At 64.8% G+C, this 15,113-nt stretch carries 14 protein-coding genes; all 14 read right to left on the bottom strand.

What is annotated here, in order from left to right:
- Positions 1-36: 36 nt before the first annotated feature.
- Positions 37-408, bottom strand: a complete 372-nt coding sequence (locus ACQ66J_RS12000) for a cytochrome c-type biogenesis protein (protein WP_375549541.1) — start codon at positions 406-408, stop codon at positions 37-39.
- On the bottom strand, positions 408-2,375 hold the full coding sequence (locus ACQ66J_RS11995) for a heme lyase CcmF/NrfE family subunit (RefSeq protein WP_430431811.1): 1,968 nt from the start codon (positions 2,373-2,375) through the stop codon (positions 408-410). The genes ACQ66J_RS12000 and ACQ66J_RS11995 overlap by 1 nt, the downstream gene beginning before the upstream one ends.
- Entirely contained in the window at positions 2,372-2,872 is a 501-nt protein-coding gene (ccmE, locus tag ACQ66J_RS11990; RefSeq protein WP_430431810.1) for a cytochrome c maturation protein CcmE, read from the bottom strand. Before ccmE ends, ACQ66J_RS11995 begins: the two co-directional genes overlap by 4 nt.
- Positions 2,869-3,828, bottom strand: coding sequence for a TPR domain-containing protein (locus ACQ66J_RS11985; protein WP_430431809.1), 960 nt, complete (start codon positions 3,826-3,828; stop codon positions 2,869-2,871). Before ACQ66J_RS11985 ends, ccmE begins: the two co-directional genes overlap by 4 nt.
- Positions 3,825-4,475 carry a DUF938 domain-containing protein gene (locus ACQ66J_RS11980; protein ID WP_375549545.1) on the bottom strand — a complete coding sequence of 217 codons (651 nt, stop codon included), beginning with the start codon at positions 4,473-4,475 and terminating at the stop codon, positions 3,825-3,827. The genes ACQ66J_RS11985 and ACQ66J_RS11980 overlap by 4 nt, the downstream gene beginning before the upstream one ends.
- Positions 4,476-4,517: 42 nt before the next feature.
- Complete coding sequence (locus tag ACQ66J_RS11975; RefSeq protein ID WP_430431808.1) at positions 4,518-5,798, bottom strand: hypothetical protein; 1,281 nt, start codon at positions 5,796-5,798, stop codon at positions 4,518-4,520.
- 107 nt (positions 5,799-5,905) lie between these two features.
- Positions 5,906-7,306, bottom strand: a complete 1,401-nt coding sequence (locus ACQ66J_RS11970) for a sensor histidine kinase (RefSeq protein ID WP_430431807.1) — start codon at positions 7,304-7,306, stop codon at positions 5,906-5,908.
- A complete protein-coding gene (locus ACQ66J_RS11965; RefSeq protein ID WP_430431806.1) occupies positions 7,303-7,989 on the bottom strand; it encodes a response regulator transcription factor in 687 nt (228 codons plus the stop codon). Before ACQ66J_RS11965 ends, ACQ66J_RS11970 begins: the two co-directional genes overlap by 4 nt.
- Positions 7,990-8,004: 15 nt before the next feature.
- Positions 8,005-8,292 carry a PepSY domain-containing protein gene (locus ACQ66J_RS11960; RefSeq protein WP_430431805.1) on the bottom strand — a complete coding sequence of 96 codons (288 nt, stop codon included), beginning with the start codon at positions 8,290-8,292 and terminating at the stop codon, positions 8,005-8,007.
- A gap of 68 nt (positions 8,293-8,360) precedes the next feature.
- On the bottom strand, positions 8,361-9,260 hold the full coding sequence (locus ACQ66J_RS11955) for a DnaJ C-terminal domain-containing protein (RefSeq protein ID WP_375549549.1): 900 nt from the start codon (positions 9,258-9,260) through the stop codon (positions 8,361-8,363).
- A gap of 79 nt (positions 9,261-9,339) precedes the next feature.
- A complete protein-coding gene (locus ACQ66J_RS11950; protein WP_430431804.1) occupies positions 9,340-13,149 on the bottom strand; it encodes a baseplate multidomain protein megatron in 3,810 nt (1,269 codons plus the stop codon).
- 12 nt (positions 13,150-13,161) lie between these two features.
- A complete protein-coding gene (locus tag ACQ66J_RS11945; protein WP_430431803.1) occupies positions 13,162-13,599 on the bottom strand; it encodes an NlpC/P60 family protein in 438 nt (145 codons plus the stop codon).
- Entirely contained in the window at positions 13,599-14,462 is an 864-nt protein-coding gene (locus ACQ66J_RS11940) for a DUF2163 domain-containing protein (RefSeq protein WP_430431802.1), read from the bottom strand. Before ACQ66J_RS11940 ends, ACQ66J_RS11945 begins: the two co-directional genes overlap by 1 nt.
- A 68-nt stretch (positions 14,463-14,530) precedes the next feature.
- The gene (locus ACQ66J_RS11935; RefSeq protein ID WP_430431801.1) at positions 14,531-15,082 is read right to left on the bottom strand and encodes an SRPBCC domain-containing protein; all 552 of its coding nucleotides are present in this window, start codon (positions 15,080-15,082) and stop codon (positions 14,531-14,533) included.
- Positions 15,083-15,113: the final 31 nt, after the last annotated feature.

Below are 15,113 nucleotides of genomic sequence, written 5' to 3'. Positions count from 1 at the left end.
TGGCGTCTTTCCCTGATCTGATCAAGGCGGCGGCGCTCACGTTTTCGAGGGCCGTTTTCGCATGGATGTGACCAGCAAGCCGCCGCCCAGCACCAATAGCAAGACCGGCGTCGCCCATAGGATCGCGGTGCTGGAATCCACAGGCGGCCGCATCAGCACCGCATATCCGAAACGCTGAACCAGCGCTTCGCGCACCTGATCATCATCGGCGCCCAAGGCGACCTGCTCGCGCACGAAACGACGCATATCCTGCGCCTGTCCGGCGTTGGAATCCAGGATCGACTCGCCCGCGCACACCATGCAACGCACTTCGCGCATCAGGGCCTGGGCGCGGGCTTCTTCATCCGCGGGAAGCCCTGTGGCGGCGGTTTGCGCCGCCAGCGCTGCGGCCAGAATCAGCGCCTTCATCACGACGCCTCAATCGCAGATTGAGCTGCGGGATCAGGTTGAACGCGAAGCGCCGCGCGAGCGCGCAGACGTCCGCCCAGCGCCAATGCACCGCCCAGCACGATGAAGATCGCGCCCAGAGAAAGCGCCCAGACCAGCGGGTGAAAGGCGATGCGGGTCTCAAAAGCGGTCGTCCCGTCTTCGCGCATGCGCGCTTCGCCGACAGAGGCGTAAAGATCGCCCGCAATGGAGGATTTGAGCGCGACTTCCCGCGTGGTCTGGTTCGCGCCGGCGTAAAAGCGCCGTTCGGGCTCCATCACGCCGCCCTCGCCCTCGTCAATCACAAGGCGCGCCCGGTCCGCCATATAGTTCGGCCCGTCCGCCCGGCGGACGCCGTCCAGCGTCAGGGTCCGCCCGGCGATCACGACGCTCTCTCCCGGCGCCAACGCCAGGTTCTGGTCAGGCGGACGCGAAGCGTCGGCCGCCGCGCCCAGCGCAATGAACCCGACCCCGGCATGAGCCAGAACTCGGCCCGTCACCATCAGTTTCTGGCCTCGCGCCATCGCGACCGGCAAGGATTGGCCCAGATCCATCACGGCGCCGGAGATCGCCCAGACGCCGATTGCGCCGCCCACAATCGCCAGCGGGCTGGCGCCCGCCATCAAAAACGCCACGATCACCGCCGCCACCGGGATCAGCATCAACGCCGCCCGCATCTGCGACACCGCGTTTTTCAACCCGCCATTGGCCCAAGGCAGAAAAGGCGCGATGGGCATCAGCAAAGCCGCAATCAGCAAAAGCGGCGTCGCCGCGGCGTTGAAATACGGCGCGCCGACCGAGATCGTGGCGCCGCCCATCATCTCCAGCAGCATCGGATAAAGCGTGCCCACAAGCACCACGCCGGACGTGGCGGCGAGCAGAAGATTGTTCGCGCCGATCAGCGCTTCCTTGCTGGTGGGTTCAAACCCATCGCCTTCACCCAGGGATCCGGCCCGCAGGGCGAACAGCAAGAACCCGGCCACGGACGACACGCCGAGCATGCCCAGAATCCAGACCCCGCGCTCCGGATCAAGCGCAAAGGCGTGCACCGAGGTGATCACGCCCGAACGCACCAGGAATGCGCCCAGAATGGAGAGGATATACGCCAGCAGCGCAAGAAACACGGTCCAGCCCGGAAACGCGCCGCGCTTTTCGGTGGCGATGGAGGAATGGATCAACGCCGCGCCCAGAAGCCAGGGCATGAAGCTGGCGTTCTCAACCGGATCCCAGAACCACCAGCCGCCCCAACCGAGCTCGTAATACGCCCAGAAGGCGCCCAAGGCGATGCCCGCGGTCAACGCCGTCCAGGCACCTAGCGCCCAGGGCCGCAGGGCCGTCGCCAGCACCCGCCCCGGGGTTTTCTGCATCAGCCCCGCCGCTGCGATCGCGAACGCTGTCGAAAGGCCCACATAGCCCACATAGAGCATGGGCGGGTGAATCACGAGCAACGGGTCTTGCAGGATCGGGTTCAGTTCCGCGCCCTGAAGCGGGACCGGGAAAACGCGTTCAAACGGATTTGAGGCAAAGGCGAGAAAAGCGTAAAACAAGGTTTGAAGCAGGCCCTGAAAGCTCACCGCGCGGGCGCGCAATCCCGGCTCCTGAGGCCCCAGTCGCGCGAGGCCATAGCCGAAGATCGACAAGATCAGGCACCAGAGCAGCATTGAGCCCTCATGGCCGCCCCAGCTGGCGGCGATCTTGTAGGCCAGCGGTTTGTCGACCGAGGAATTGGCGGCCACATAGGCGATCGAAAAATCAGACCGCAGGAAGCTCGCGATCAGCAAAACCATCGCTGCGCCCGCCGCCAGCATTCCGATTTCAGAAGCAACGCGCCCGGCTTCAGCGAAGGCTCCGCGCCCGCCCTGATCCGCGCCCCGCCAGGCGGCGAGCATCTGCACAAAGCTCGCCAGCAACGCCAACGCGATGAGATAACGACCGAGTTCGGCGATCATGAAGGCTGCTCCGTCTCTGCTTCGCCATAGCCATTTGCGCCAGTATAGCCGGAATGATCACCGGTCTCTTCGTGCCACATGCCCGATTCACGCAAGGCCGCGGCGACTTCAGGCGGCATGTAGGATTCATCATGTTTGGCGAGCACGGTGTCGGCGGTGAACTGACCTTCAGGACTGAACGCGCCCTCGGCGACAATGCCTTGCCCTTCACGGAACAGATCCGGCAGCGAGCCGCCATAAGCGATGCGAATTTCACCAGCGCCGTCGGTAATGGTGAAGTTCGCGCCGCCGCGCGCGGGCCGTTCCACCGACCCATCGAGCACCAGCCCGCCCACCCGGACGCGCTGGCCAGCTTGGGGAGGATTGTCAGCGACCATGGCGGGGGAATAGAAAAACACCATGGCGTCACGCATAGCGGTCATCGCCAGCGCCGCCGCCCCTACCAGAACTACGCCAGCCGCGAGCGTGATCATCAGTCGTCGCTGGGCTTTTCTCATCCGTCGCTCTCCTCGCCGGAAAATGCGCTTTGCATGGCCGAAATCAGGACCAGCGCGCCAGGATTATTCTCAAACCGGGTGCGGGCGCGATCAAGCGCCGCATGCCCCGCCTCAGGCTCGTCCTGCATCCAGCGCGCCCGCGCCAGCGTCAGCCAGCCTGAAAGATCATCAGGATCGTCTTCAAGCCGCATCTCAAGACGGTCCACCATCATGTTCGCCAGATCCTCAGGCGCTGCGCCGGCGGCTATGGCGTCCGCGAAGGGCGCCGCCCCGTCTGAACCCGGCCCGCCCTGGGGTCGAGACAGAAGATCGGCGGCGCGGGCTGCAATGGCGGCGCGGAACGGGTCGCCGGCATCCAGTCGCGCAATGATGTCAGACCAGACGCGGGCGGCTTCATTAAGGTCCCCACGCGCATAATAGGCCGCGCCCAGAAAAAATGCTGGTTCCGGCAATGTCGGGTCCAGCGCATAGGCCGCGTCAAAGGCGCGTTCGGCTTCGGGAGTGACCTGGCCGTCATTGAGCACCACCAGCGCCTGGCCAAGATCAGAGAGTATCCGGGGATCCTCTTCAATCTGCAGCGCCCGCGTGAAAAACGTCACCGCTTCCAGTTCGCGCTCGGTGCGCGCCAGAAACCGGCCCAGTAGGGTCAAAGCCTGCAAATCATCACGATCTTCGCGCAAGATCGCGCGCAAGCGCGCCTCTTGCTCGTCAGGGGAAAGCTCTTCGGGATTTGTCGCATTCAAACGCGCCGCGACTTCACTGTAGGGCGCGCCGGGCGCGTCGGGCTCGCCATTGACAAAATATAGCCCCAGCGCGCCCAGCAGCACGACCGGGACCGCCGCCAGCGCCAAAATCCGATTCGCCGTTCCACTCGCCGACGCCTTGAAAAACGGCATGGCCAGACGCCAGGCGGCAAGCGCGCCAATCACGGCGCTGATCAGAATGAAGCCGATCATGCGACGCCTCGCTGGAAGGTCAGCAGGAGATTGTTGGAGGGCATGTCAACGCGTTCTGCTCGAACAAACCCATGCTCGCCAGCCAATGCGTCCACATCGGCGAGCGGCCGAACGCCCCAGCGCGGGTCTCGCTGTTTCAAACTGGCGTCAAACGCGAGGTTGGACGGCGCCGTCGCCTCGCCTTCCTGGTAAGGCCCATACAGATGCAGCGCGCCGTTCTGAGACAACAGCTGCGCAGCGCCCGCGAACAGCCCCTGAGCGGCTGCCCAGGGCGCAATATGAATCATGTTGGCGCAGTACATCGCGTCCACCGGCTCCACCGTTTTCCACCAGATCTGCGCGCAGACATCCAGGTCCAGCGCAGGCTGCATCCGGCCTTGTGCGTCTTCGGCCCAGGCATCCGCGCTGGCGCGTGATTGCGGGTCGGGATCACTCGGCGTCCAGCTCAGATCGGGACGGTGGGTCACCAGGGCCAGAGCGTGTTCGCCCGTGCCGCTGGCGATCTCGAGAACACGCGCGCCTTCAGGCAAGCGTGCGCTGAGCGCCGTCATGATCGGGCCGCGATTGCGCGCCGCGCTCGGCGAGCTCAGACGCGCGCCATGCCGGTCACGGTCTTCCAAAGCGATGGGAGCAGTTTTATCGGTCATGCAGGGGTAGATAGACTGTCCCCCGCCCGCTTTGAAGGCGCATTAGGCCGCTTGGGCTGCGGCGGCTCGGCGCAGGAGGACCTCTCCGGTCGATCTCATGCCCAGAATATCCAGAATACGCGTGACTTCGCGCAATCGGACCAGATCAGCCTCTTCATCATCAGAGACATTGCGCCGCAGTCTGGCGAGAATATTTTCCCCCAGTTTTTCAGTGGCGTCCTTGAACTCTTCCAACAATAGGGCGTGCGCATTGCCGACCGCGGCGCGGGCGGCGTCATCTTTCACGCTATAAAGGAAGTTGCATACGATCTCGGCTTGGTCGAACGCGGGCTCGCCAGAGTGCGGAATGTCACGCGACCGCCGTCTGGGTCCGGTTTCAGGCAAAGCCAGTTCAAACATACGCCGCGCCTCTTCATGGATACGCTCCATCTGCTGGCTGGCGGCGTTTCGCAGTTCGAACAGTCTCTGCCCCCAGGCGCCGTCCTTTCGAATGCCGATCTCACGCGTCATTCCGACGGTCACAGCCGCGAACTGGGTGACGGCGCGAACGGCGGCCTCCATCTCGGTTTCGGTCCGGGGCGCTGATTGAAACCCTTGGAGATAAAATTCCGCATCACTAAGAAGCGCATCGCCAATGCTCGACATGTCGGTATGGGTCAGCAGGAAGTCATCTTCGCGCCGGGCGATCCGTTCAAAGATGCGTAGCATGCGCCAGGGCTTGTGAACCTTGGCCATGATCATCAAGAGCACCCAGACGCCCGATTCCGGAGTTTCTTCGATCGCCTGCTCGTATCGGTCACGCAATTCCGCGCAGACCTCTTCGCCCATCTCCTCGATCTCGTCCGGCAATCCGTCGAGCGCTTCACGCAGCGCAGGGACGCTGTTGAGCATGCCGGCGATGCTGCGCACGTCATCAAACCGGGTCACGCCCAGTTGCTGGCGCAGGCGTTTGCTCTCCTTGGGCTCGTGTTCGAGCTCATCGAGCGCTTTGACGATGCTCGCCGCGACACGCACACGCGTTTCATCCAGCGGTTCATCCACGGGTTTGTCCGTAAAGGATGACGCGGCGTCCATTGCTTCCTGCGCTGCTTCAGGATCAAGATCACTGATCCAGTTCCATAACGGCACCAGCAGACTTTCTGGAATGAGCGCCTTAGACGGCTCGATACGCGTTGAGTCGCCAATCACGTCCTGAAGGGGAAAAAAGAATAGGCGACTGGCCGCACCGTCCGCGCCATAGCGACAATATTCGAGCATCCGGGCCATGCCCGGATCAAGCTCCAGCGCAAGGTCGACAAGACCGTCCACTCGCTCCGCAGACATGTGAGCAAGCAGAACAGACAGTTTTTCAACTTTTCCCGCGGAGAGCGGCCCCATGTCATCACCAAGGCAAGCACATTGGATTCGAAAATAACTAAACGCAGTTAATGTCAGCTTTCCAGAAGTGCTGGCAACCATAAACAGGCTTTGAGACCGCCAAGTTCGGAGCGTTCAATCTCCAACGCGCCGTCATAGGCGCGCGCCAGATCCACAACGATGGCAAGGCCAAGCCCGGTTCCTGGCGCCTGTTCATCAAGGCGCACGCCCCGCGCCAGCACGGCCTGGCTTTGTTCAGGCGTCAGCCCCGGACCATCATCCTCGACGCAAAGATAGAGCTGACCATCACGAAGGCTGGCGATGATGCTGACCTGGCTGGCCGCCCATTTGCAGGCGTTATCGATCAGATTGCCGAGCAATTCCTCGAGATCCTGCTTCTCTCCGCGAAAGACGATTCGGCCCTCGCAGCGCCAGTCCAGATTGATCCCCTGGCGGCCATAGATTTTCTGCAAGGTGCGGCCCAGATCATCAAGCGTGCGCTCCACCGGCGCCCGGGCGCCGATTGTGCGGGCATGCGCCGCGGCGCGCGCCCGGCGCAAATGGTGCTCGACCTGTTCAGACATAAGACGCGTCTGACGGTCCACCTGGCGGGCCAGCGCCCCGTCCTGATCCCGCGCTTCATTGGACAGGACAGTCAAAGGCGTCTTCAAGGCATGGGCCAGATTGCCCACATGGGTGCGCGCGCGCTCCACCACTTCCTGGGAATGATCGAGCAGTTTGTTCAGCTCGCCGCCCAGAGCGATTAGTTCTGCCGGATACACGCCGCTGACGCGTTCGCTGCGCCCGTCGCGCACATCGGCCACCGCGCGCCCCATGCGCAACACCGGCGCGAGGCCTACACGCACCTGCACGAAAACACCCACGCCCAACGCGACCGTGAACAGCAAAAACAATCCCGCCGAAGCCAGACCAAAGCGCATGATGCGGGCGTTCGCCGGCCTTTGGTCCTCAGCCGCGATCACTAAAAGCGGAGTCTCTACGTCGTTGACCAGAATGGCGCGGATGACCAGACGCAAAGGTTCGCCATCGGGGCCTTTGCTCATGGCGCTGACAGGGCGACCGGGATTGTCGAGCGCTTCAGCGCGGGCCTTGTCCGGCGCCATCAGCAGCGCGTCGGCCAGCGATTGAGAACGCAAGGGTTCAACATCCGCCGCAGCGTCCAGCGACACCTGCCAATAACGGCCTGAAAACGTCTGGGAAAATCGCGGATCGATCAGGTCCTCGTCCAGACGCAGGCTCAGCGAATCGCTCACTTCCACATGGGCGATCAGGGCGTCAGCGACCCCTGACAAGCGGTCCTCAAGATCACTGAGAACCGTCTGGCGGAACAGCGCCGTCAGAGACATCGCCCCCAGAACCAGCAGCACAAGCGCCCAACCCAGCGCCGTCAGAACCAGACGGCGCACCATGGAGCCTTGCGTCACAAGGCGCTGTGCTGAGGCGTCTTCGCTCACTCAGCCGCCGAGCTCTTGGCTTCGCCTGGATCCACCAGCCGGTAACCCAGGCCCCGGACCGTCTCGATGCGGCTGGAGCCGATCTTCTTGCGCAGGCGACCGACGAACACTTCGATTGTGTTGGAGTCGCGGTCAAAATCCTGATCGTAGATATGCTCCACCAGCTCGGTGCGTGAGATCACGCGGTCGCGGTGATGCATGAGATAGCTCAGCATCCGGAACTCATGAGAAGTCAGCTTGATAAGCTGATCGCTCAGGAAGACCCGTGAACCGCGGGTGTCCAGGCTCAGATCGCCGCACATCAGGGTGGAGGTGGCGTGACCCGCCGCCCGGCGGGTCAGGGCGCGCAGACGCGCCAGCAATTCTTCGGGATGGAAGGGCTTGGTGAGATAATCATCCGCCCCGGCGTCAAATCCGGCGACTTTCTCGCTCCATCGGTCGCGCGCCGTCAGGATCAGCACGGGAGACGCCATGCCCGCCTCGCGCCAGCGCTCCAGCACCGTCACGCCGTCAAGCTTTGGCAGGCCCAGATCGAGCACAATGGCGTCATAGGGCTCGGTCTCGCCCAGAAACAGGCCGTCCTCGCCATCCGCTGCGGTGTCCACCGCATAGCCGGAATGGGTCAGCACATCAGCCAGTTGCCGACGCAGATCAGGGTCGTCTTCGACGATAAGCGCTCGCATGTCAGCCTCCTCCCGTTATCGGCGCACTCGGCCTGATCGCGCATCCACGCGCACATCAAGCCGCCTGCCCTCACGGGTCAGTATCCGGATCATGTAATAGGGATTCTCACCATTCACGAGCCGGCCGGACAAGACCTCTGCGCCCGGGTAAGCCTGACGCACGGCGGAGACCGCCACCGACATGGGCACGATGGATTGCGCCGCGTTGTAGCTCTCGCCCTTGTGAGCCAGAGCATGGGCGGGCGCCCCCATCAGGGAGGCGGCGCAAACAGCCGTCAGGAGAAGTGTGAGAATTCGTGTCATGACATGCTTAATGACGGATCCGGGCTGAACGCACGCTGAACGGCATTCAGAAACGTGGCTGAGGGGCATCATGACATGAAACGCTTACGCGGATGATAATCCGTCGGCGGCGTCCAATCTTCGATAAAGGCTTCAAGCTCAGGATCGTTGAGCGGCACGTCGATCACCAGACGGATGATCTGGTCGCCGCGTTCGCCCTCTCCCTTGGGCGCGCCCTTGCCGCGCAACCGCAGCTGGGCGCCTGAATTGGCGCCCGCCGGGACGCGCACCTCGACCATGCCGTCAATTGTGGGCGCGCGCACGGCGCCGCCGAACAGCGCTTCTTTCAGTGAAATCGGCAGGTCGAGCCGGATATTGTCGCCCTCGCGCCGGAACCAGGGATGCTCCTGGATCACGATCTCGATCAACGCATCCCCGGCCGGGCCGCCATCTCGACCGGGATGGCCCTGCCCGCGCAAGCGCAGCACCTTGCCGCTCTCAACGCCCGCCGGAACGCCGACCTCCAGAGATTTGCCGTTGGACAGGCTCACGCGCTTTTTCGCGCCGCGCATCGCGTCTTCAAAACTGACATTCAGGCGCGCTTTGATCTCGGCGCCGCGCATGGGCTGGCCGCGCGACCGGGAGGCGCCAAAGTCGGTGAACAGATCCGAGAACATGTCACCCAGATCCTCAAAGCGTCCGCTGGGACCACGCTCGCCGGGCGCGCCGCCGGGACGAGACCGGAAATGATAGGCCGGACGCTCCTGCCCCGTCGCGTCAATCTCGCCCTGATCGAACCGGGCGCGTTGTTCGGGGTCGGACAACAGCTTGAAGGCTTGGGTGACCTGCTTGAACTTGTCTTCTGACACCTTGTCATTCGGGCGTGCGTCAGGGTGCAAGGCTTTCGCCAGCTTGCGGTAGGCGCGCCGGATCTCGTCGGCGCTGGCAGTGCGGGACACGCCCAGAATCGCATAGGGGTCAGTCATCATGGCCGTTGTGATAGCAGTCTCTTGCAGGTCGGGCGAGCACCGGGCCGCACCCGTACGGGTCACATCTGTGCGTTCCGCCTCAGACCTGCAAGACCGACGCCAGACCCGCGCCATATCGCTCTGACACTTGCCGGACGCTGAAGCTGTGCCCGCTCAGATCAGTCGGCAACTCTGACAGAGGCAGGACAAGCTGCGGCGAAGCCGCCGACCAACGCGCGATGACGGCGCCGTTCGGGTCATGCAACGCCACGTCATAAGCTTCCAGCGCCTCACCCAGCGGCACGTCCAGCCCTTGCCAGCGGTCCCCGCCGATCCGGGTTCGGCGAATCCAGTCCAGAGTCAGACCTTGCGCGGTCCGTGTCACTTTGAGGTGCACCGGTGAGAGCGGGCGCAGATCGCACGCGTGATACACCGCCTGCAGCTGGCGGGCGCGACCATCGCTGCGCCGGGCGCCTTGGGGAACGGCGATGACAGACAGCGCCGCATCGCGTTCCGCATCGGTCACCGGCAGCACGCCCATCGCGCCATCAAGGGTCACCGCGCTCGCGCCTGCGGAGGCACCGGGCGCGGGCGAGCCGCCCAGACCGCGCAAGAGCCCCGTCAGGCGCCAGGCGCCGTCCGGTTCGAGCGCTGCGTGTTCAAACGCCAGCACTTCCCAGCCCTCTGGCGTTTCAACCGCGATCTGGTTGGCGCCCGCCAGGACTGACAGACGCGAGCGGCTTTCAAAGGCGCCGTCATAGAGCCGGATCCGCAAGCGCGCATCCTGACGCCAGCGTCCCTCGGGGCCCGCGGCCAGCTCGTCCAGCAAAACGCCCACTTGCGCCGGTGCGTTCACGCGTGACCGGGCCTGTGCGCTTTGCGCATCCGCGCCGGCGTAAAGCTGCACAGCGCCCGCCCAGGGCTGGCTCCACACGGCCGCCAGCAGCCCGTTGCGGGGCGCCTCTTCCTCTGCGCCGAGCGGCAAGTCCAGCAAGCGCACCAAGGGGCGCCCCGCCGCGCGCGGCTCCGTAGCCGTTTGCGGCTCCGGCCCTGACACGGTCGCCAGACCGCCCAGAACCGGTCCCAGCTGAGCGGTGCGCGAAGCGATCCCGTTCAAAGCGTCCAGCCGCCAGAGCGGGCTGTCGCCTTCATGCATCTGGATGGGGTCGCCCGCTTCCAGTCGCGCCAAGGAGGGCGGCAGCGCCGCGCTCAGACTTTCACCGTCCACGCGGGCGCGCGCCAGAAGATCGCGCGCCCAATTCTGCGCCTGGGCGCGATCGGCCAGGATCGGCGCCTGAACTGAAATCAGTCCGTCGGTCACATGATCCAGCCCGCGCGCACTGACGGCGGCGGGGGCGTAGTCGCCTTCATCGCCAATGATGACGAGCTGCGCATCAGCGGGCGCGTCTTCCAGCGGCGCGCGGGTGTAAACGGCGCCATCCGCGCCTTCAGGCAGCTGATCCGCGTCCAGCATGACCGGCGCGCTGACCGGAGACAGCGGCAGGCATGCGGCGCCGCGGCTTTGGTCCACCAGCGTAAAGCCGAACACCGCGCCCAGGCTGGCGATCGCATCGCGGGCGCGTTGGGGTCGGTTGATCACATAGCCGGCCAGCACGCCGTCCAGCTGACGCGCATCCAGCGCGTCCAACCCGGCGCGGCGAGCGATATCGGTCACCACGGCGCTCAATGAAGACTGCCCCGCTCGCCCCGTCAGCCAATGCCCGCGCCGCCAATTGCCGCCATCGCTCCAGATATCGGTACGGGCGGGAAATTCAGGGAAAGGCCGCGCGTCCCAGCACCAGACATGACTGCGCGCCAGATCTAGCATGGGGCCGCCATAAATGGGTGAGACCGGATTGCGGCCCTGCTCGGGCGCCCAATAGTCAAGCACGGTTTCAATCGCCCGACGCTGGATCAGGTCATCCCGCGCGCCGGTGGAAAAATGCGGCGCCCGGCTTTCCGCGCTTTTGGGATCGAGGAAGACATTGGGCTGGTTTGAGCCCTTGTCCACCGCCGGGCAGCCCAGCTCCACAAAGCGGATCGGCTTGCCGCCCGGCGCCCAGTCCGTTGGCGCCAGAGCGCGTACGCCGCCCACCCGGTCATGGTGCGGGTTGGACCACCAGTCCGCGAGGCGTTTGTACGCCCAGATCCAGTCTTCGCCATGGGCCGTGTCGACAATGAAAGTGCGGGTCTGGCTCAGCCGGTCGGCGTCCGATGCGTAATACCAATCCCCGCCTTCGCCGCCCTCGACATTGGCGCCCAGATAGGCGCGATCATGGATCGAGCCAGCGCCTGCATCGGCATGGCTCTCGCCGTCCCGCCAGTCTGACAAGGGCGCATACCAGTCGAGCCCCACATAATCCACGATGGGATCCGACCAGAGCGGATCGAGATGAAACAGGCGGTCTCCGCTGCCATCGTCTGGCGCATGCCCGGAATATTCAGACCAGTCCGCCGCGTAGGAGAGCTTCACGGACGCCCCCAATAGCGCCCGAGCTTCGCCCGCCAGCGCTTTCAGACGCGTGACGGCGGGATACTCCGTGCGGCTGGAGCGCACCTGATTGAGCGCCACCATTTCAGACCCGATCAGAAAGCTCTCCACACCGCCCGCCGCCTTGGCCAGCGCGGCATGGTGCAGGATGAAGCGGTCAAAGCCCCAATCTCCGGCCGGACCGTCATAACGCACCGTATCGCCGGAAACAGAGAAGTCCGTCGCGCGCGTGTCGCCGAAAAACTCATCCACCTGCACGCGCGCTTGCGCACTTTGATCCGGCGAACCCGGCAGCCCCGGCGCGGGCGCACAGCTGATCCGCCCCCGCCAGGGATAGGCGGCCTGATAGGGGGCGCCATAAGGGTCGTCGCCGCGCGTGTTCTCAGGGATATCCATCAAGATGAAGGGGTAAAGCGTGACCTGATAGCCGCGCTGTTTGAGCGCCCGGATGGCGCTGATCACGGTCTCATCAGACGGCGTGCCGCCATAGACCGGCGCGTCGTCACGCCGGGACACCAGATGCGCGTCCGCTCTGGACTGCCCTGCAACCGACCAGTCCAGCGGTCGTGTGGTTTTCTCGCGCGTTTCCACGCCGGGCCGGATCTGGCAGGCGCCGCAGCGCAGATCATCACCGAACCAGCTGGTGACCAGCGCGACCGATCTCACCTGCGGCAGGCGCGCGGCCAGGTCATCAAGCGCCGCCTCAAGATTGGTGAAAGCGCGGCTTGTGTGCACATTTTCGGCCAGCTCCTCGCCTTCGCGCAGCTGGCGATAAACCGGCTCAGTGGCGTAAACGAACTCGCCCGAGGCCGGGATCAGGCACACGCCCTGAACCAGGCGCTCCAGCTGCGGCTCTTCGCTCTGATCTTCGCCAGCGCCCAGAACCTCAAAGCTCAAATTGGGCAGACGCGCGCCATAGGCGTCGAGCGGAAAGTCCTCAAACACCATATAGGCGAGGCCGCGATAGGCGGGCGCCGCGCCCTCCACCGCTTCGATCAGCGGGTCCGGCGCCTGTTCAGGCGCGCCGGTATGAAGCCGCATCACCGCCGCGTCATGAGCGAGCAAATCGCCATTCGCCCAGATGCGTCCGACGCCGGACACCGGCCCCTCGCACAGAGCGACCGCAAAGCTCGCGGCATACTCATACTCAGTGATTTCAGGCCCGCCCTTGCCGCCGCCCGCGCTGCGCGTGCGGGCGGTTTCGGTGACCGGCCCCAGCCAGACCACCTGCCCGGCGAGGCGCATCCGGCCATAGACGATCGGCACGAAGGCCCCCTCGGTCGAGGTCTGCACGCTGACGGCATCAAGGCGCGGGCCTTGTTGATCTGACGCAAACAGCCCGTCAATGAGAGACCCCGCGCCCGCTTGCAAAACGGATGCGCCGACCTGCTGGGCGGCGGACAGAAGAAGCTGACCCATGAGATCCTCGCTCTAGCAAAGGGGAAAGGCGTAGGCGCCTGCGATCCGCCGGCGCCACCAGGGGCCCAGCGCGGTCTCGCACACGCGCTGACCTCGCCAGGCGTGCAGGATGCGATCCGGCGCGCTCAAGATCGCGCAATGGCGCGCCGGGCCGTTTGGGGAATAGTGAAACAGCACGACGTCGCCGGGCGCCGCCGAGGCGATCTCGACAGGAGATAACCAGCGCGCCGCCGCCTCGCTCAGCAGATCGCGCGCGCTACGCTCGGCCCAGTCGGGTATATAGGGCGGCAGGGGCTCGGGTTCGGGACCGTAAAGCGCACGCCAGACGCCGCGCACCAGGCCCAGGCAATCACACCCCGCCCCTTTCACGCTCATCTGGTGATGATAGGGCGTGCCGGTCCAACCTCGCGCTTCGCGAAGGATGCGCGACCGGTGTTCCAGCTCACGCATCAGCGCGCGCTCACCGGGCGGATCAGGGCGTCATTGCCGGGCATGTGCGGACAGCCGCGAAAGTTCGCGGCGTTGGAAAAGCGCGCCTTGCAGGTCTCAAAGCGCTTGTCGCAACCGACTGTCAGCCTGAGCGCCTCGCCAGCCGCTGCGCGTTCCGGCGCCGCGCTATCAAGTTCAACGATCAGCCCCGCCCCGTCACCGCGCGCCGTGACAATGCGCTGGTCCGGCCAGGACGGCTGCCCCGTCCAAGACAGCACTCCCTCAGAGAAGAGGCTGGCGTCAACCGGCGCCGGGTCAAGCCCGCTGACACGCCATGCGCGCCGTGTGATCTGCCCCGCCAGCACCCCGCTCATCCGCCGCCCCGTCGCAGTCAGATCCACCTGACAGCGCGCATCGCCCAGCTCGGCGTCGCACTGACGTGAGAACACCCGGCCGATGGTGCGGTTCAGACGTGCGGTGAGGCCTGAGACTTCCGCCTCAAAGCCCTGATCACCATAGCGAATCTCGCCCAGCTCTCCGGTGAAGACACGATAGTAAAGCGCCGGGTCTGACCAATCGACCCGGTAAAGCGACAAAGCGGCGCCGTCCCAGACGCCGGCCTTGATGGCGTCCTTGGTGATAACCCCGCTGTCGAGCTGACCAAACACGGCGCCGCGTGCGGGCGATGAACCAGTCTCGCTGCGCAAATCTCCGGCGCTGAAACCTGAGGCAGGCTCGCAGCTTACGCCCTCCACTTCCAGCCTCCGGTCATGATCGGTGAAGCCAAAGCGGGCGCCGTCGCGGCGGTTGAGGATCCAGGCCCAGCTCAGCGTGGTCACCCCAGCGTCCAGCCGCGCCTGCAAAGCGGGCGGAATCTCGATCATGGCGAGCCTCCAAAAAAAAGCCCCGGCTCAAAAGCCGGGGCGATGCGTAGACAGATGTGGCGGAAAGGTCAGTCGCTCTCAAACGCCGCGCAGACCGCCTCGGGTTCAAGATAACAGTCTGCTTCCATGAACGGCTTGAGCCGCCCTTCGATGAAATGCACCCAGACCGAGCGCACGATGCCGGCGAGCTCTTCATCCACTTCGCCGCTCATGGCGAGGTCGACAGTGAAGACGGTTTCGTTCGGGCTGGCGCCCTCTTCCAGCGTCCAGCTCGAGACCAGATGCACCGCGCGGCCGCTGAGGCCCAGCGGACCGTCGAGGCGCAATTGTTCGGGCCTGCGCGCAAAGATCACCCGCGCATGGACCACGCCGTCCGGCGCCCCCGCCTCAAAGCGTTCGTAGAACAGGCCGCCGACTTCCGGCTCAATAACCAGCTCGGCAGGTCCGGACCAGAAGGTGTGGTCCCACCAAGGCGAGACATCGCCCGTGGCCGTGTCAAACACGTCTTCACGCGGCGCTGCGATCTCCACCACGATCTGCGTGCGAAAGCCTTGCGCCTCAAACGGCGTCAATTCTGGTGAAGTCTGCGCCAGAAGGGCGGCGGCAAGCATGGCGATCATTGGATCCTCCCCGATTGAATGCGCTTATCAG

Origin of the sequence: Oceanicaulis sp. (genome assembly GCF_965284345.1) — a bacterium.
GTDB lineage: Bacteria > Pseudomonadota > Alphaproteobacteria > Caulobacterales > Maricaulaceae > Oceanicaulis > Oceanicaulis alexandrii_A.
The sequence above is the reverse complement of the archived record's forward strand: the minus strand, read 5'-3'. Positions and strand labels throughout refer to the sequence as shown.